This window comes from Glutamicibacter soli, from assembly GCF_003309065.1.
Classification (GTDB): Bacteria; Actinomycetota; Actinomycetes; order Actinomycetales; family Micrococcaceae; genus Glutamicibacter; species Glutamicibacter soli.
The window spans coordinates 212,650-229,375 of the sequence record NZ_POAF01000003.1; the positions used below are offsets into that span (position 1 = coordinate 212,650).

The window sequence follows — 16,726 nt, forward strand, 5'->3', positions numbered from 1 at the left end:
CAGGAGAAATATCCCCATGATCCAGTCTCAGCTCGCCGCCACCCGCGTAGAGCATGATCTGATCGGCGACCTCGACATCCCAGCCGAGGCCTATTGGGGCGTGCACACCCTGCGCGCCAAGCACAACTTCGACATCACCGGGACCCAGCTCTCCGGCAACCCGTACCTGATCCGCGCACTGGCGCGCGTGAAGCAGGCAGCGGCCCGCGCGAACCACGAGCTGGGGCTGCTGGACGCCGAGCGCGCCGCGGCCATCGACGCCGCCTGCGAGCGCATCGTGGCCGGCGAGCTGCACGAGCAGTTCATCATCGACCCGATCCAGGGCGGCGCCGGCACCAGCACCAACATGAACGCCAACGAGGTCATCGCCAACCTGGCGCTGGAAATCATGGGCCACGCCAAGGGCGAGTACCAGTACCTGCACCCGAACGACCACGTGAACCTCTCGCAGTCGACCAATGACGCGTACCCGACTGCTGTTAATATCGCCACCCACTTCGCCACCCAGCCGCTGCTGGAAGCCATGAAGGTGCTGCAGGATTCCTGCCTGGCCAAGGCCGAGGAATTCCGCACCGTGGTCAAGATGGGCCGCACCCAGCTGCAGGACGCGGTGCCGATGACCGTGGGCCAGGAGTTCGGCGGCTGGGCCGTCACCCTGGGCGAGGACCGGGCCCGCCTGGCCGAATCGCTGTCGCTGGTTACCGAGATCAATCTGGGCGCCACCGCGATCGGCACCGGGCTGAACGCCCCGGCCGGCTATGCCGAGGCCGCGTGCCGCCACCTGCGCGAGCTGACCGGCCTGCCGCTGACCACCAGCCCGGATTTGATCGAGGCCACCAGCGACGTGGGAGCCTTCGTGCACCTGTCAGGCGTGCTCAAGCGCGTGGCGCTGAAGATCTCCAAGATCTGCAACGATCTGCGCCTGCTCTCCTCCGGTCCGCGCGCGGGCCTGAACGACCTGCACCTGCCGGCTGTGCAGTCCGGCTCCTCGATCATGCCCGGTAAGGTCAACCCGGTGATCCCGGAGGTCGTGAACCAGATCGCCTACCAGGTGGTGGGCCACGATTTGACCGTGACCATGGCGGCCGAGGGCGGCCAGCTGCAGCTGAACGCCTTCGAACCGGTGATCGCGCATTCGATCGGCCTGTCGCTCAAGCACCTGACCAACGGCTGCCTGACCCTGGCCACCCGCTGCATCGACGGCATCACCGTGGACGAGGACGCGCTGCGCCGCGAGGTGGAGAACTCCATCGGCCTGGTCACCGCGCTGAACCCGCGCCTGGGCTACTCCGCATCCACCGCCATCGCCATGGAGGCGCTGCACACCGGCCGCGGCGTGGCCGAGCTGGTGCTTGAACGCGGCCTGCTGTCCGCCGAAGATCTGAACGAGCTGCTCTCCCCAGAGCGTTTGGCCAACCTCTCCGACTAAAAAGGAACCCTATGGAGAAAACCACCCCCGAGGCGGCGCTGACTGCCGGCGACTCCGACTACCACAAGGGCTTGTCCCCACGGCAGATGCAGATGATCGCCATTGGCGGCGCCATCGGCACCGGCCTGTTCATGGGCGCCGGAGGGCGCCTGGCCCAGGCCGGTCCCGGCATCGTCATCAGCTACGCGGTCTGCGGCTTCTTCGCCTTCCTGATCCTGCGTGCGCTGGGCGAGCTGGTCATGCACCGGCCGTCCACCGGATCGTTTGTGTCCTACGCCCGCGAGTTCTACGGCGAGAAGGCGGCCTTCGCCACCGGCTGGCTGTACTGGCTGAACTGGGTCATGACCGCCATCGTGGACATCACCGCCGTCGCGCTGTACATGGCGTTCTTCGGCAAGTACGTGGAATGGATCGGTTCGGTCCCGCAGTGGCTGTGGGCGCTGGCCGCCCTGGCTCTGGTGCTGACCATGAACCTGATCTCGGTCAAGGTCTTCGGCGAGATGGAGTTCTGGTTTGCCCTGATCAAGGTGGTCGCGCTGGTCTCCTTCCTGGTCATCGGCTGCTACTTCGTCTTCTTCGGCACCCCGGTCGACGGCCACGAGGTCGGCTTCTCGATCATCTCCGAGAACGGCGGGCTGCTGCCCAACGGGCTGCTGCCGGTGCTGGTGCTGATGCAGGGTGTGGTTTTCTCCTACGCGTCCATCGAGCTGATCGGCACCGCGGCCGGCGAAACCGCCAACCCGGAGAAGGTCATGCCCAAGGCGATCAACACCGTGATCATCCGCATCGCAGTGTTCTACGTCGGTTCTCTGGTGCTGCTCTCGCTGCTGCTGCCGTACACCGCCTACTCGGCCGGGGAGTCGCCGTTCGTGACGTTCTTCGGCTCCATCGGGGTGAAGGGCATGGACGTGGTGATGAACCTGGTGGTGCTCACCGCGGCTTTGTCCTCGCTGAATGCCGGCCTGTATTCCACCGGCCGCATCATGCGCTCGATGTCTCTGAACGGCTCGGCTCCGCGCTTCGCCGGACGCATGAACCGTTCCGGCGTCCCGTACGGCGGCATCGTGATCACCGCTGCGGTGGCAGTGCTGGGCGTGGTGCTGAACGCTGTGGTTCCGGCCGCGGCATTCGAGATCGTGCTGAACTTCGCCGCCGTCGGCATCATCGCTTCCTGGGGCATGATCGTGCTGTGCCAAATGGCGCTGGTGAAAAAGGTCCGCGCCGGCGAAATGCAGCGCCCGAGCTTCCGCATGCCATTCGCTCCGGTCTCCGGCTGGGTGACGCTGGCGTTCCTTGCCGCGGTGCTGGTCATGATGGCCTTCGACAACCCCGTGGGCACCTGGACCATCGCTTCGCTGGTTGTCATCATTCCGATACTGATCGGCGGCTGGTACCTGTGCCGCGGCCGCATCAACCAGCTGGCTTCCGCCCGGCTGAACGCCGAGGCGCAGTCCGAAAAGGTCTAGCCGCTTCGCAGCTGTTCCACCACCGATGGCCCGGGATTCTTCCCGGGCCATCGGTCGTCCCTGCGCATCGGCCGCGCCGATCAAGGGTAGTTGGCCTCCGACATGATCTGGGTTTCCAGTAGTGCAAAGGGCATAGATAGTGGCATGATGTGTGAGGTGAAACACTCTAAGCATCCATTTCAGGAATTGGACTCCTACGTCGCCATGCCGCGGATCAGCGGCATGGCGCTCTCCCCCGACGGGCGTCGGCTGGTCACCACTCTGAGCACCCTGAGCGAGGACGCCACCAAATACACCAACGCGCTGTGGGAAATCGATCCGGCCGGCAAGAACCCGGCCCGCCGGCTGACCTACTCGGAGCACGGGGAGTCGAGCCCCGTCTTCACCGCAGACGGCGACCTGCTGTTCACCGCCAAGCGCTCTTCCAAGGACGACGCCGTGGCCGAAGGCTGGCTGCTGCCGGCCGCCGGCGGCGAAGCCCGCTCGGTCATCACCCATCCGGCGGGGGTCGAATCGCTGGCCACCTGCGCCAAGTCTCCGCAGACCGTGCTGGTGCGTTCCTCGGCGCTCAGCCGGGCCACCGGCTTGGAGCACGAGGCCAAGCTGCGCGCGGCCCGCAAGGAGAAGAAGGTCTCCGCCATCCTGCACACCGGCTACCCGGTGCGCTACTGGGACCACGACCTGGGTCCGGCCACCCCGCACCTGTACGCAACCAGCCTGCCTGCCGGGCAAGAGCACAGCGAGCTGGCCGACCTGACACCCGGGATCGGCGCCAGCCTCGTGGAGGCAGCCTCTGATGTCGCGCCCAATGGCGACTTCCTGATCACCGAATGGATTGTCCCGGAAGGCCGCGGCGACCAGGCCGTCGGCCTGATGCGCATCGACATGCATACCGGCGCCCGGGAAATGCTGTTGGCCCCCGACGAGACCTACGAATACTCCATGGGCAAGATCAGCCCGAATTCAGCCAAGCTCGCCTACGCGCGCTGGCGCCGCTCGACTCCTGATTCCGCTCCGGCCTGCGAGCTGTTCGTCATGCACCTGGCCAGCGGCGAGTCCTACCAGATCGCCGTGGGCTGGGACCGCTGGGCGACGGAGATCGTGTGGGTCCCCAACAGCATGTCGCTGCTGCTGGTTGCCGACGAGGACGGGCACGGCCCGGTCTTCCACCTGCGTCTGGAAAACGACCGCGTCACCCGGCTCACCGACTCCGGCGCCTTCACCAACGTGCTGGTGAGCCCGGATTCCCGTGCCGCCTATGCGCTGCGCGCAAGCTATGAGCACCCTGCCGAGCCGGTCGCACTGGACCTGACCCACATCGGCGACCTGGAAGCCGGCGATTACGTCCAGGTCACCGAGCTGCCCTCCCCCGCACCGCGTCCGCAGCTGCCGGGCACCCTGGAAGAGGTCAGCACCGAGGTCGACGGGGCAACGGTCCGCGCCTGGCTGGCGCTGCCCGAAGGCGCCAGCGCCCAGAACAAGGCTCCGTTGCTGCTGTGGATCCACGGCGGACCGCTGAACTCCTGGAATGCGTGGAGCTGGCGCTGGAACCCTTGGCTGCTGGTCGCGCAGGGCTACGCGGTGCTGCTGCCGGATCCTGCCCTGTCCACCGGCTACGGCCAGGACTTCATCCAGCGCGGCTGGGGCAACTGGGGCCAGGCGCCGTACACGGACCTGATGGCGATCACCGACGCGGCCGAGGCGCGCGCCGACATCGACGAAACCCGCACTGCGGCCATGGGCGGATCCTTCGGCGGCTACATGGCCAACTGGGTGGCAGGTCATACCGACCGCTTCAAGGCGATCGTCACCCACGCCAGCCTCTGGGCACTGGACGGCTTCGGGAAGACCACCGACGCCTCGTTCTACTGGACCCGCGAGATGAGCCCGGAGATGATCGAGGCGAATTCGCCGCATCATTCGGTGGACAAGATCGTCACCCCGATGCTGGTCATTCACGGCGACAAGGACTACCGGGTGCCGATCGGCGAAGGACTGCGCCTGTGGTACGAGCTGCTGTCTTCCTCGGGTCTGCCGCAGCAGGCGGACGGTACCACCGCCCACCGTTTCTTGTACTTCCCGGACGAGAACCACTGGGTGCTCGCCCCGCAACACGCGAAGATCTGGTACCAGGTGGTCACCGGATTCCTGGCCGAGAACGTGCTGGGACAGGAGCCGGGCGAACTGCCTGAGCTGCTGGGATAGCCCAGCTTCTTGATGGCGGTATTGAAACCCACCAGCGCCCGGCGTGAGCCAAAGGGCTGGTGGGTTTCCCCGTTGATGGGCACGATAAACAGCGCCACCACTGACGCAGGTGCCGTCCATGACACACCGATCCGGTACTGCTGTTGTTGGAACCAAGGACCAGCCGAGTGCGCCGCTTGCAGCTTTCTAATGCACGAGGCGTCTAGTGACGAGCAGACCATTCAACGAACAAGTCGCGAACTTCGTTGATTGCCCCAAGGTCACCGGACTCGTCAGTGCCGATATTCTCCTGAATCCATTCGAAGTAGCGCTGGGCTTCATCCAGCATCCCCGGGATGAAATCCTTCGGATCCACCACGTTCGTCTGCTCATCTACGGTGAACAGTGTCGAACGGCCTTTTGAACGCAAGTGAATCGGCACTGGAGAACCGGGGAATAGTCCTTCGCCCTCGCCCGTTTGAAGGAACGAATCGATGACTTCGACCAGATCCATCCACAGGCTTGCAACGTTATCCCAGAGGGACGCTGAAATCAGGTCGATTCCATAGTAGGCCACCTGGAGCAATCCTTCTCCGCCATAGGGGTTTCGCTTGAGCCGATTGCGCCAAATGTCGGCAGCGCGTTCTGGTGCCTCGTACATGTCCACCAGATACTTGTCGGGGTTCTCCACGAAATCATCGAGGTCCTCCACGGTGTGTGGAACCAGAATGTAGGCTTCGCTGTGCACCGCTTTTGGCGTATCTTCCATCCGTGGATCCTGACTCTAAGCGCGGGCAGAGCCTAACGACTCGACCCTTGTCAAAGGTTATTTTGTATTTGAACCTATGATAGCTTCCAGCTCAGCGGGTGCTCTTCGCATCTTTCACGGACGTGTTCTGATCGAGCAAAGTCTGCTTATCCGTTAGTGACTTCCATCTTCAACAAATACCCGGGGCAGACGCTGCCCGCGACGGCCTTCAAGGCGCTGGTACCCCCCCCGGCACGGCTGGCGCGTGTCAACGCCCCGGGCCGTGCCCGGACAGTGGGGCATCTTGAGCCGGCTTCCCGTGATGCGCCACGGGCTGGGGTCAACCCGTGACCTTGATGTTGTGGTTCAGGCGCAGCTCATTGTGCGGATCATAGCGCCGCTTCAGTGCCGCCAGCCGAGCATACTTTTGCTCCCCATACACTGCCAAGGCGTCGAAGCCGCCGGTCGTCGGGGCATCGGTGCTGGAGAAGTTGAGGTATTCGCCGCCTTCGGCCACTGCACTCATGTCCCGATGGAATCCGCGGATGAATTCCCGATGGTGTGCGTCTTGAGCCTGCTCCTTCCAAAATCCATAGATGTTGATCCAGAAGGCCGAGGAGCGGTCGGGAAACGCGGTGGCTTCCTCCGCTACCCGTCCCATGGCCCCGCCCATGACATGCAGATCAAAGGCCGTGCCCGGCCATGTGAGCTGAGTGGCCTTGTCTACCAGCAGTGCGATGGTGTCGTCGTCGAGGGAATCAAAACCGGTGTTCTTCCAATAGGCGCGAACGCCCTTGGGAAAGACGTCATCCATGGATGATTGCCATTCAGGCCAGGAGATTGCCGCGACATCCTGGACATCCGGCGGTGCAAGTTCCGTAAACCGCTCCACGCATGCGCTTCCGGCGGCATGATCCGGATCGGCCCAGACGAAGCCGACCGCGAGGATCGTGTCAGTGCCCAGTTCCCATTCCTCCGGCGGGACCAGAGCTGTCGCAATGACCGTCATTGCATCAGGCAGGTTCGCGGCCCAGTCCCGCAGTGCATGTAATGCTCCACGCCAATGCGCTGCCCGGTAGATCAGGTTTCCGGCCAGCACCGTTTCCGGAAGCGTATGCGCGGAGAAGGTAAAGTCGGCCACGATCCCGAAGTTGCCGCCCCCGCCGCGCAGGCCCCACAGCAGCTCGGGATTTTCCCGGGCATCGGCACGGACTTTTTCGCCGCTCGGCGTGTACATCTCCGCGGCAATGAGGTTGTCGACGGTCAGGCCATGGGCTCTGGTTAGCCAGCCGAATCCTCCGCCCAGGCAAAGTCCTGCGATTCCTGTCCGCGAGATCACCCCGACGGGAACGGCAAGTCCGTGGGCGCTCGTGGCTTGGTCGAGTTCGCCAAGGAGGGTTCCCGGGCCGGTGCTCACCTGTCGCAGAGACGGATTGACCATTATTTTGTTGCAAGCACGCAAGTCGAGGACGAGGCCCCGGTCAACGGTGCCGTGCCCTGCCACGTTGTGCCCGCCTCCGCGAACGGCGAGCGGCAGGTGATGGCTTCGGGCGAAGTCAAGGGCGAGCGGAATGTCTGTGAGCTCTCCGGCCCTGATAATCAGCTCTGGCCGGCGGTCGATCATGGCGTTCCACAGGGCGCGGGCATCATCGTACTCGTGGTCTGCTGCCGTGACAAGGGTTCCGCTGAGGGAAGCACCCAGCGATCTGAGATTGGCTATTGAGATTAGTGGATTGTTCATGATGCGCGCGCTCCTTCGGACAGATCGCATCGGAACTTGGGTGTGGGTAATTCTCCTCCCGGATTTTGCATGGAGCAATGGGCAGGATCGTGCGATTTTCGGCTCAATTTCATGGTTCAAGCCCCAAAACCAGAGGACAGGACTGAGGCATCCGCAAAGCTTTCACGCCCAGTCGGACTTGTCATCCCTCGCTAGGCTTTCATCGGGTGCAGTCCCGGCAACTTCACCCCGCCAGGAGTATCTCCACCGGCTCCGCGTGTGGCCTCGATCAATCTCTGGGCACGGCGAGCGACATCTGCGTCGCGCTCGGCCAAGACATCAGCCAGGTGGTCCAGGTGCTCAACGCGGGCGCTGAACTCACGGCGCAGTCGTTCGTTCAACGGCGTGGCGTCCAGTTCCCGTTCTTCCCGCAGCGCCATGGCCAGAGCACGTTCAAAGAGCCTCTGGCCTGCATCGTCGGCGCGGCCGTTGCTGCCGCTTGACCCAAGAACCGCCACGGCGTTGATCTGGGATTCGTCCAGTCCCAGGAGTAGGCGCGCCAATTTCTTCTTGGCCGAGCGCAACGAGGCGGTCCCGCGCCCGAAACGTCCCAGACTTGACGTGGCGGTGAGCAGGAACCGGATGACCAGGACGATGTTCACCACGGTGAAGAAGAACAACATGGTCAGCAGCCAGAACAGTCCCCCGAAGCTGATCGAGGTATCTTCTTCGAAGCCGTTAAGTTGGATGCCTTCGGCGTAGTCGTCCACCACGTTGGCGATGGTGATATCCGGATACGTGCTTTCGTGGATGCTCCCGTGCTCCCAGTTCGAAGTGCCGCCGAGGGTGTATTGACCCGTGCTGATTTCCGGGCTGATCAGGCCGGGGGCGATGGTTGTCCCTTCGTCCGTGGAGAACACCGGGATGATGGCCTTGCCGTCCTTCAATTCCTTCGTCATCGGGTCGAGCAGTTCTGGAAATTCCTGCTTGATGCGGTACAGGGACGTCAGCAGGCTCAGGGGCTCTGCCGAGCGGTATTCAGATCCGGGAGGATCAGTCCTCAGGTCCAGGTAGGCTTCGGCGTCGCGGACGGCGATCACCATGCTGGTCGGCACCGGGAAATCGGTGTCCATGTAGCGGATGATTTCGGTATCGGACAGCTCTCCGCTGGGGTCGTCGATCTCCAGCTGCGCACCGCGGCCGGTGCCTTCCCTGTCGGGTAACGGGTCCTCAACCACGTTTGCGGCAGTGATGCCGGCCGGAATCATGCCGACCAGCAGCAGGGCGGTGAGCATCACGGCCAGCCGCGGCCCACTAGGCCGGTAGGCCGATTCAGTGCGCTGCTTTGCCGTCGTCTTCCGGTCTGACTCAAGGGTTTCACCGGTGATGGATTTCGCCAGCGCATCCAGGTAGGCCGCGTTCGCGTAGCCGTCCCTGCCGGTCGAGGCGTCCAGTCCCAGCGAGGTTTTCAGCTCCCGGTATTCCTGGGGCGCGCCAGCTGGTGCGGCGACCTTGCCGTGCGGGTACCGGGAGATCTTCTTTTTCTGCTTGGTCAAAAGCTCGACCAGATGCTGCTCGGCCCGCTGCCACTTTTCGACGGCCTGCAGGTTCTTCGGATCCCCGGCGGCTGCGTCCAGCAGCTGTCCGAGGGCCGAACGCAGCTGTTCGATGTCGCCGTTGGCGACCATTCGGCCGGGTGCCTGCTCCAAGCGGATCAGCAGCGTCGTCATGGCATCGTTGATCGGCGCGCTGAGCCGGTCGAAGGTCGTCCCGGTCCCGACCAGGCGCGCGTGCACGGAGCCTGCGCCCATCAACGCGTCGGACAAGCTGGTCAGCTTGCGGGCGGACACCTCGAATTCGGCGAGTTGCTGCGCGGTTTGCGCCCTGAAGGCGGTTTTGCGCGAATAGACCAGCTCGGTCAGCGAACTTTCGGACCTGGCCAAGTCCAGAGACAGTTTCTGCAGCTGGAGCCAGGATTTCCGGAAGCCCTGTGGGCGCTCGGTCTCCGGCGCCGCGTAGAAGGTCGCTTCGAGCGCTTCGAGGTCCAGCACGACGCGGGCCAGCTTGCGCTGCGCCGCGACGAGACGGCGGTGTTTTGCTTCCCATCGCAGGTTGTAGCGCAGGGCCATCAGCAGGAAAACCGTGGTCGCCGTGGCGGCCAGGGCGATCAGCGAGATCCAGAAAACCGGGTTGGTGTTGGGCGGGTCGTAGAGCACCACTGCCGCGCGCTGGGCGGCGGCCACAACGGATTTCGGTCCGTGGCCCAAACCCAGATTGTCACGGAACGCATTGTCGATCTCGAAACGGATATCTGTTTCGTCGTACGCCTTGCGGTCCCGTCCCTCCAGCAGGTCCGCGCGTACCGCGGTGCCTTCGAAACGCTGCTGGATCTTGTGGTCGTCGGTTTCGAGGTTCTCCAGCTGGGTGCTGAGCAGGATGTCATGATCCGGGACCATGCCGCGCAGCAGCTCGTCGCCGGTCAGGAATCGATCCGTAACGGTCAAGGTGAGCGGTCGGTGCGCGAGGATCGGACCTCCGGCGGCGGCATCCACGGTTTCCTGGCTGATGTTCCAGTCGTGTGTGCCTTCCACCACGATCTTCACCTCGTGCTGGGGAGTGTTCTCCTGCCCGTACGCGACGTAGGTGGACAGACCCATCCCGGCAATCACTGTGGTGGCCAAGGCCATGAGCACTGCCGGGATCAGCGCCAGCGAGTGCGGACGGCGCAGCTTGCGCCCGCTCGAGTCGAAGGCCGTGAACCGGCTCATGCCTTGTCCCCCGGGTGGTCATCCATCCAGCGCTGCACCTGCCGCGACGCCTGTTCCAGGGTGGCCAGGTCATCAAGCCTCCGTGTGCCGCCCTCTGGACGGTCGGCGCGGTGGACGGCAAGCTCGTGCGGGACCTTGATCCGCTTTCTCGTTGCCTGTTCCAGCAGCTGATCCAGATCCGAAGCCAGCGCGAGCCGCAGTTCCCAGAGCCGTTCCAGCATGTCAACCGGCTCTGCTCTTCCGGACATCGGCTTATCCAGCCACTGCTGGGCTTCATCCAGGGCGTCCGTATCGGTCACCAAATGCGCACGCACGCTCGAGGCGGCCTTCAGTGGCGCGACGTCCACGCGGTCGAGGAACTGCGCGCATTCATCCAGCAGCTGCCGGTGCGCGGAGATAATCGAGCCCCAGCGCTGGCGGCTTGGATTCGAGTTGCCGAGCAGCCCGTTGAGCGCGGTGCATGCCGACACCAGTTCTTTCTGGCACCGGCTGATCACTTCCAGCCGTTCAAGTTCCGCGCGGCTGACTGCAGTTGCCGCCGAGACCCGGTGCACCGCTTCCTGCCCTGCCTTCGCGAGCGGTGCGATGGCCCGTTCCAGCAGTTCGGCGCGCTGCTGGATGACGCCCCCGGCATCCGCGCTGAGGGCTGGCAGCTTGCAGGATTCAAGGTCGCGCAGTTGTTGCGGCAGCTGCTGGGCCAGCTGTGCTGCGCGTGCGCTGCGCTCCGTGGTTGACTGACGCTGGCGCTTGCGGACGCCGCGGAAAACAACGTAGGTGGTGAGCGATGCGCCCAGCACACCCAGGACCACGAAAAGCACAGTCCGCTTGCCCTCTGAACTGGCCGGCAGCAACGCGCCGAGGGTGTTCTTGGGCGCTTTCAATTCCTCGGTGGTGATGCGCACCGATTCGATAACTGCCTGGGTGTAGTCTTCCTTGTCCATCATCGGCCGCAGCGCGGCAACGCTGTTGGACAGGGCCGCCGAACGGTCCCCGGTCACGTTCCAAGCCTTGTCGATCGCGATCTGAGCGCCTTGGCCATCCTTGTCCGGAAGCATCAGGCCAATGACAATCCAGCCGTCTTGGATGTAGCCCTTGGTGTCGGTGCTGTCTGGCCAGTCGTCGTGCAGGAGCAGGTAAGAGGTGGGACCGAACAGGGTCAAGGCACGGATGAACTGGGCTGCCCCGCCTTCCATCGCATTGTCGGCGGCATCGACACCCACCACGATGTTGGCGTTGGTCTGGCCCATGGTCTCGCGGACCGCGTCCAGGACTTTCTGGTTGTCGATCTGGGACTGTACCGAGTCGATGACCGCCAGGTGGAAGTCCCCTTCTTCGGCGACCAGGTCCGGGACGCGGATCGTGCCTTTGCCCTTGTCTTCGTCTTGGCCTTTCGACGGTGCGTCGCTGGGGCCCACCGGGTAGATCGGCTCGTAAATCTGTTCGTCCGCCATCGCGGGCGCCGCAAGAAATCCCCCGAGCACCAGCAGAAGAAGCACCAGCAGGGCCGTCGCGGTTCGCCGGGCAGTCGAAAGCAGATAAGTCATAATCCAACGATTGTATCAACAGCTGCTTTTCTTAACTGCCAAGGCCCCTTTGAATCAAGAGGATTCAAAGGGGCCTTGGCTGCGGGTCGGGAACTAGTCCAGCAGCATCGCAGGTTCCTGCAGGATCGAGGCGACGTCGGCCATGAAGCGGGCCGACAGGTCCCCGTCCACCACGCGGTGGTCGAAGGATCCGCCCAGCGTGGTGATCCAGCGCGGGACGACCTCCCCGTCCACAACCCACGGCTTCTGGCGGATCGTGCCGAAGGCGACGATCGCGACCTCTCCCGGGTTGATGATCGGGGTGCCGGTGTCGATGCCCAGCGCACCGATGTTGGTGATCGACAGGGTGCCGCCGCGCATGTCCTCCGGGGAGGTCTTGCCGGCACGGGCGGTGGTGGCCAGGTCGTTCAACGCGACCGCCAGTTCCTTCATGTTCAGGTTCTGGGCGTCCTTGATGTTCGGTACCAGCAGGCCGCGCGGGGTGGCGGCCGCGATGCCCAGGTTCATGAAGCGCTTCTGGTGGATCTCGGCGCCCTGCGGGGTTTCCACCCAGCTGGCGTTCACGCTCGGGTTGCGGGCCGCGGCCCAGATCACGGCGCGGGCCAGCACCAGCAGCGGGGAGACCTTGATGCCCTCGAAGTCGCGGGACTTCTTCAGGCGGGCCACGTACTCCATCGTGCGGCTTGCATCCACGTCCACGAAGATCGACACGTGCGGGGCGGTGAAGGCGGAGTCCACCATGGCCTTGGCGGTGGCCTTGCGCACGCCGCGCACCGCGGTGCGGTCCACGCGGGCGTCGGCCAGCTGGCCATGGGCCCAGTAGGTCGGCGCCGCCGCGTGCTCGGCCTCGCGCTGGGCTTGGTAGCTGTTGACGTCCTCGCGGGTGATTTCGCCCTGGGTTCCGGTGCCCACGACATCGTTGATGTCGATGCCCAGCTCCTTGGCCAGGCGGCGGACCGGCGGCTTGGCGAGCACGCGGTCGACGAAGCTTGCCATGGCAGGCTTGGCGCGGTCGACCTCGCGGGTCACCGCGCTTCCCAGCGAGGCGGCGCGGCGGGAGATGGTGTCGGCAATAGCCGAGGCGCGCACGGCCGGACGGGCCGCCGCCGGCGGAGCGGAGGGCGCCGGGCGGTTGGTGCGCTCGCGGCGCACCGAGGAGTCTGCGGTCGGGCCCGAGCCCACCAGCGGGCCGGGCTCCTCGCTGGCCACGGGCGCCGCGGTGGCCAGCGCCTCGGCCGGTTCCGGGGTGCCGGTCGGGGCCGGCTTGTTGCCCTCCTGGTCGATGGTGATCAGCGGGTTGTCCACCAGCACGGTCTCGCCCTCGGCGGCGTGCAGGGCGGTGACCACCCCGGCGAACGGGCTGGGCAGCTCCACCAGGGACTTGGCGGTTTCGATTTCCACGAAGACCTGGTTGACCTCGACGGTGTCGCCCACGGCGACCTTCCACGAGGCGATGTCGGCTTCGGTCAGGCCTTCGCCCACATCGGGCAGGTTAAAGACGGTCATGTTCGGCTCCTAGTAGGCGAAGGAACGGTCGAGCGCTTCGAGCAGCTTGTCGATGTCTGGCAGGTACTGCGATTCGACCTTGGAGATCGGGTACGGCATGTGGAATCCGCCCACGCGCAGCACCGGGGCCTCCAGGGACAGGAAGGCGCGTTCGGAGATGCGCGCGGCGATCTCCCCGCCCAGCCCGCCGAAGGTCGGCGCTTCATGGGTGACAATCAGCCGGCCGGTCTTCTGCACGGACTCGGTGATGGTGTCGAAGTCGATCGGCGAGAGCGAGCGCAGGTCGATGACCTCGATGGAGCGGCCCTCCTCGCGGGCGGCCTCCGCCGCGGCCAGCGCCACCGGCACCAGCGGGCCGTAGGCCACGATGGTGGCGTCGTCGCCGCTGCGCACCACCTGCGCCTTGAACGCGTCAAGGGCCGGGGTCTCGGTGTCCACCTCGCCCTTGAGCCAGTAGCGGCGCTTGGGTTCGAAGTAGATCACCGGGTCCTGGCACGCCGCCGCCTGCTGGATCATCCAGTAGGCGTCGTTCGCGTTGGACGGCGTGATGATGCGCAGGCCCGCGGTGTGCGCGAACAGGGCTTCGGGTGATTCGGAGTGGTGCTCGATGGAGCCGATGCCGCCGCCGTACGGGATGCGGATGACCACCGGGACGGTCAGCCGGCCCTCGGAACGGGCATGCATCTTGGCAAGCTGCGTGGTGATCTGGCTGTAGGCCGGGAACACGAAGCCGTCGAACTGGATCTCCACCAGCGGGCAGAAGCCGCGCAGGGCCATGCCCACCGCGCTGCCCACGATGCCGGCCTCGCCCAGCGGCGAGTCGATCACGCGGTGCGCGCCGTATTTGTCTTGCAGTCCGTCGGTCACGCGGTACACGCCGCCGAGCTTGCCGATGTCCTCGCCCATCAGCAGCGCCTTGTCGTTGGACTCCAGCACCTTGTCCAGGCCGGAGGTGATGGCCTTGGCCAGTGTCATGGTGCTCATGCGTTCTCTCCCGAATCTGCGAATCCTGCTTCGTACTGCAGGTGCCAGGCCAGTTCTTCCTGGATCAGCGGGTGCGCCTCGGCGTACACCTGCTCGAAGGACTTGGCCAGCGGCGGCACCGGGAAAGCCATGGCGTCCTCGCGGACGGTGGCGGCCATCTGGTCCGCGTCCTTGGCCAGCTGCTCGAAGAAGGCGTCGTCCACGATGTTGTTCTCGCGCAGGTAGGTCTCCAGGCGGATCAGCGGATCGAGCGGCGCCCAGGCGGCTTCTTCCTCGGTCATGCGGTACTTGGTGGGATCGTCCGCCGTGGTGTGCGCACCCAGCCGGTAGGTGTCAGCTTCGATGAACACCGGGCCCTTGCCGCTGCGGGCGTGTTCCAGCGCCCAGCGGGTCACTGCCAGCACTGCCAGCACGTCGTTGCCGTCCACGCGGATGCCAGGCATGCCGTAGCCTGCGGCACGCTCGACCAGCGGCACCTTGGACTGGACCTCGAAAGGCACCGAGATGGCCCACTGGTTGTTCTGGCAGAAGTAGACCACCGGGGCGTTGAAGGAGTTGGCGAAGACCATCGACTCGTGGGTCTCGCCCTCGGTGGACGAGCCATCGCCGAAGTAGGCGACCACCGCGTTGCCCTCGGCGGCGAGCTTTTCCTCGTCCCAGCCGCGCTGCTCCATGCTCAGCGCCATGCCGTAGCCGGCCGCGTGCGGCAGCTGGGCTGCGAGCACCATGGTGTACATGTGGAAGTTGTTTTCCCGCGGGTCCCATCCGCCGCCGGAGATGCCGCGGAACAGACGCAACATCTCGGAGAAGGAGACGTTGCGGGTCAGCGCGACGCCGTGTTCGCGGTAGGTCGGGAAGATGTAGTCGCTGGGGCGGGTAGCGCGTCCCGAACCGATCTGCGCCGCTTCCTGGCCGCGCAGCGGAACCCAGAGGCACAGCTGGCCCTGGCGTTGAAGGGCGGTCGCCTCCTGGTCGAACCGGCGGGTCAACGCCATGTCGCGGTAGAAGCCGCGCAGCATGTCCTCGTCCACGTCGCCCAAATAGGCGTCATAGATCTCGTGGGGCAGGCGCTGGCCGTCGGGGGTCAGGATCTGCACCGGATCCTTCGGCCCGACCTCGGTCGCAGCAGGCGTCATAAATCTTCCTCCGGTCATAAATATGCCCCACACGGAATACATTCCGCATGGGACATATAGCGGCTTGTCTAATTTCCAAGCCTATAGCGTTTGCCTGTAAAAACGCGAGAAAACAGCGCCGCTCAGCTCTGCGCCAAATCGAGAGACTCTGCACAAAGCCCGATGAAGCGGTCGTTGGCTTCCGGCTCCGCAATCGAGATGCGCACGCCTTCGTGAGCGAAGCCGCGCACCGACAATGCCCTGGCTTCAGCACGTTCAACGAACTGCGTGGTCTTCTCGCCCAGTGGCAGCCAGACGAAGTTCGCCTGCGTGGCCGGGAACTTCCATCCCTGCTCCACCAGCGCAGCCACCACGCGTTCGCGCTCAGCGACGAGTGAATCCACCCGTTCGTACACCGCATCGATATGTTTCAGCGAGGCGATCGCCGCGTCCTGGGCCACCGAGGAGACCGCAAACGGGGTTGCGATGACCCGCAGGTTGTTGGTGATTTCCGGATGGGCCACCGAGTAGCCCACACGCAGGTTCGCCAGGCCATGGGCCTTGGAGAAGGTGCGCAGCAGGACCACGTTCTGGTTGGCCTTGTAGGTCTTCACCCCATCCACGGACTGCGGATCGCGCACGAACTCGATGTAGGCCTCGTCCAGCACGATCAGCACATTGCGCGGCACCCGGGAAATGAAGTCGTCAACCTCGGCCTGCGTGAGGATCGGGCCGGTCGGATTGTTAGGAGTGCACAGCAGGATCACCGAGGTGTTCTCGTTAATGGCCTCGATCATGGCTTCAAGGTCATGCCGCCCGTCAGCAAGCACCGGAACCGGCACGGGAAGCGCGCCGGCAGTCTGCACGAGGATCGGATAGGCCTCGAAGGAACGCCAGGCGAAAATGACCTCGTCCTGGATGCCGTCCTCGTTCTGCCCGGCGAAGGTGTTCAGGATCTGGACCAGCGCACCGAGCGAGCCCGCGCCGGTGACGATGTCATCGGCCGGGACGTCGAGGTAGTCCGCCAATGCCTCGCGCAGCTTGGTGCTCAGCGGGTCCGGATAACGGTTCAGCGCATCCTGGTCGAGGACCGCCTGGCGCACCTGCGGCAGCGGGCCGAAGGGAATCTCGTTGGAGGAGAGTTTGAAGGAGCTCAGCCCCTGAATCTGTACCGGCGGTTTTCCGGCGGCGTACTTGGGCAGGCGGGCAACGATCGATCGCGGCTGCACCTGGTCTTGGGGCACAGAATTCTCAGTCATAAA

General features: G+C 64.8%; 11 protein-coding genes. 3 read left to right on the forward strand and 8 right to left on the reverse strand.

Annotated elements, in window-relative coordinates; translation table 11 throughout:
- Window positions 1-16 precede the first annotated feature (16 nt).
- The 3 genes from C1H84_RS07620 (at window position 17) to C1H84_RS07630 (ending at window position 5,100) form a co-directional block, all read left to right on the forward strand.
- Window positions 17-1,429: an aspartate ammonia-lyase gene (locus C1H84_RS07620; protein ID WP_047120151.1), complete on the forward strand. Its 1,413-nt coding sequence runs from the start codon at window positions 17-19 to the stop codon at window positions 1,427-1,429.
- A gap of 11 nt (window positions 1,430-1,440) precedes the next feature.
- Window positions 1,441-2,895, forward strand: a complete 1,455-nt coding sequence (locus tag C1H84_RS07625) for an amino acid permease (RefSeq protein ID WP_113607021.1) — start codon at window positions 1,441-1,443, stop codon at window positions 2,893-2,895.
- 186 nt (window positions 2,896-3,081) lie between these two features.
- On the forward strand, window positions 3,082-5,100 hold the full coding sequence (locus C1H84_RS07630; RefSeq protein WP_342352850.1) for a S9 family peptidase: 2,019 nt from the start codon (window positions 3,082-3,084) through the stop codon (window positions 5,098-5,100).
- 202 nt (window positions 5,101-5,302) lie between these two features.
- Here the strand turns inward: C1H84_RS07630 and C1H84_RS07635 are convergent, their stop codons facing one another.
- The 8 genes from C1H84_RS07635 to C1H84_RS07670 all read right to left on the reverse strand — a co-directional run bounded on the left by C1H84_RS07635 (window position 5,303) and on the right by C1H84_RS07670 (window position 16,723).
- Window positions 5,303-5,848, reverse strand: coding sequence for a hypothetical protein (locus tag C1H84_RS07635; RefSeq protein WP_113607023.1), 546 nt, complete (start codon window positions 5,846-5,848; stop codon window positions 5,303-5,305).
- Window positions 5,849-6,167: 319 nt separating this feature from the next.
- Window positions 6,168-7,568, reverse strand: coding sequence for an FAD-binding oxidoreductase (locus tag C1H84_RS07640; protein ID WP_113607024.1), 1,401 nt, complete (start codon window positions 7,566-7,568; stop codon window positions 6,168-6,170).
- Between the two features lie 191 nt (window positions 7,569-7,759).
- Window positions 7,760-10,315, reverse strand: coding sequence for a DUF5129 domain-containing protein (locus C1H84_RS07645; RefSeq protein WP_113607025.1), 2,556 nt, complete (start codon window positions 10,313-10,315; stop codon window positions 7,760-7,762).
- Window positions 10,312-11,859, reverse strand: a complete 1,548-nt coding sequence (locus C1H84_RS07650) for a hypothetical protein (protein ID WP_113607026.1) — start codon at window positions 11,857-11,859, stop codon at window positions 10,312-10,314. The genes C1H84_RS07645 and C1H84_RS07650 overlap by 4 nt, the downstream gene beginning before the upstream one ends.
- A gap of 93 nt (window positions 11,860-11,952) precedes the next feature.
- On the reverse strand, window positions 11,953-13,365 hold the full coding sequence (locus tag C1H84_RS07655; RefSeq protein ID WP_113607027.1) for a dihydrolipoamide acetyltransferase family protein: 1,413 nt from the start codon (window positions 13,363-13,365) through the stop codon (window positions 11,953-11,955).
- A 9-nt stretch (window positions 13,366-13,374) separates the two neighbouring features.
- The gene (locus tag C1H84_RS07660; RefSeq protein WP_053798835.1) at window positions 13,375-14,349 is read right to left on the reverse strand and encodes an alpha-ketoacid dehydrogenase subunit beta; all 975 of its coding nucleotides are present in this window, start codon (window positions 14,347-14,349) and stop codon (window positions 13,375-13,377) included.
- The gene (locus C1H84_RS07665) at window positions 14,346-15,485 is read right to left on the reverse strand and encodes a thiamine pyrophosphate-dependent dehydrogenase E1 component subunit alpha (RefSeq protein WP_113607028.1); all 1,140 of its coding nucleotides are present in this window, start codon (window positions 15,483-15,485) and stop codon (window positions 14,346-14,348) included. Before C1H84_RS07665 ends, C1H84_RS07660 begins: the two co-directional genes overlap by 4 nt.
- A gap of 122 nt (window positions 15,486-15,607) precedes the next feature.
- Complete coding sequence (locus tag C1H84_RS07670; RefSeq protein ID WP_113607029.1) at window positions 15,608-16,723, reverse strand: histidinol-phosphate transaminase; 1,116 nt, start codon at window positions 16,721-16,723, stop codon at window positions 15,608-15,610.
- Window positions 16,724-16,726: the final 3 nt, after the last annotated feature.

Coding starts and splice junctions, on each gene's coding strand:
- C1H84_RS07620 (WP_047120151.1), top strand. CDS start 17: ATGATCCAGTCTCAGCTCGCCGCCACCCGCGTAGAGCATGATCTGATC.
- C1H84_RS07625 (WP_113607021.1), top strand. CDS start 1,441: ATGGAGAAAACCACCCCCGAGGCGGCGCTGACTGCCGGCGACTCCGAC.
- C1H84_RS07635 (WP_113607023.1), bottom strand. CDS start 5,848: ATGGAAGATACGCCAAAAGCGGTGCACAGCGAAGCCTACATTCTGGTT.
- C1H84_RS07640 (WP_113607024.1), bottom strand. CDS start 7,568: ATGAACAATCCACTAATCTCAATAGCCAATCTCAGATCGCTGGGTGCT.
- C1H84_RS07645 (WP_113607025.1), bottom strand. CDS start 10,315: ATGAGCCGGTTCACGGCCTTCGACTCGAGCGGGCGCAAGCTGCGCCGT.
- C1H84_RS07650 (WP_113607026.1), bottom strand. CDS start 11,859: ATGACTTATCTGCTTTCGACTGCCCGGCGAACCGCGACGGCCCTGCTG.
- C1H84_RS07655 (WP_113607027.1), bottom strand. CDS start 13,365: ATGACCGTCTTTAACCTGCCCGATGTGGGCGAAGGCCTGACCGAAGCC.
- C1H84_RS07660 (WP_053798835.1), bottom strand. CDS start 14,349: ATGAGCACCATGACACTGGCCAAGGCCATCACCTCCGGCCTGGACAAG.
- C1H84_RS07665 (WP_113607028.1), bottom strand. CDS start 15,485: ATGACGCCTGCTGCGACCGAGGTCGGGCCGAAGGATCCGGTGCAGATC.
- C1H84_RS07670 (WP_113607029.1), bottom strand. CDS start 16,723: ATGACTGAGAATTCTGTGCCCCAAGACCAGGTGCAGCCGCGATCGATC.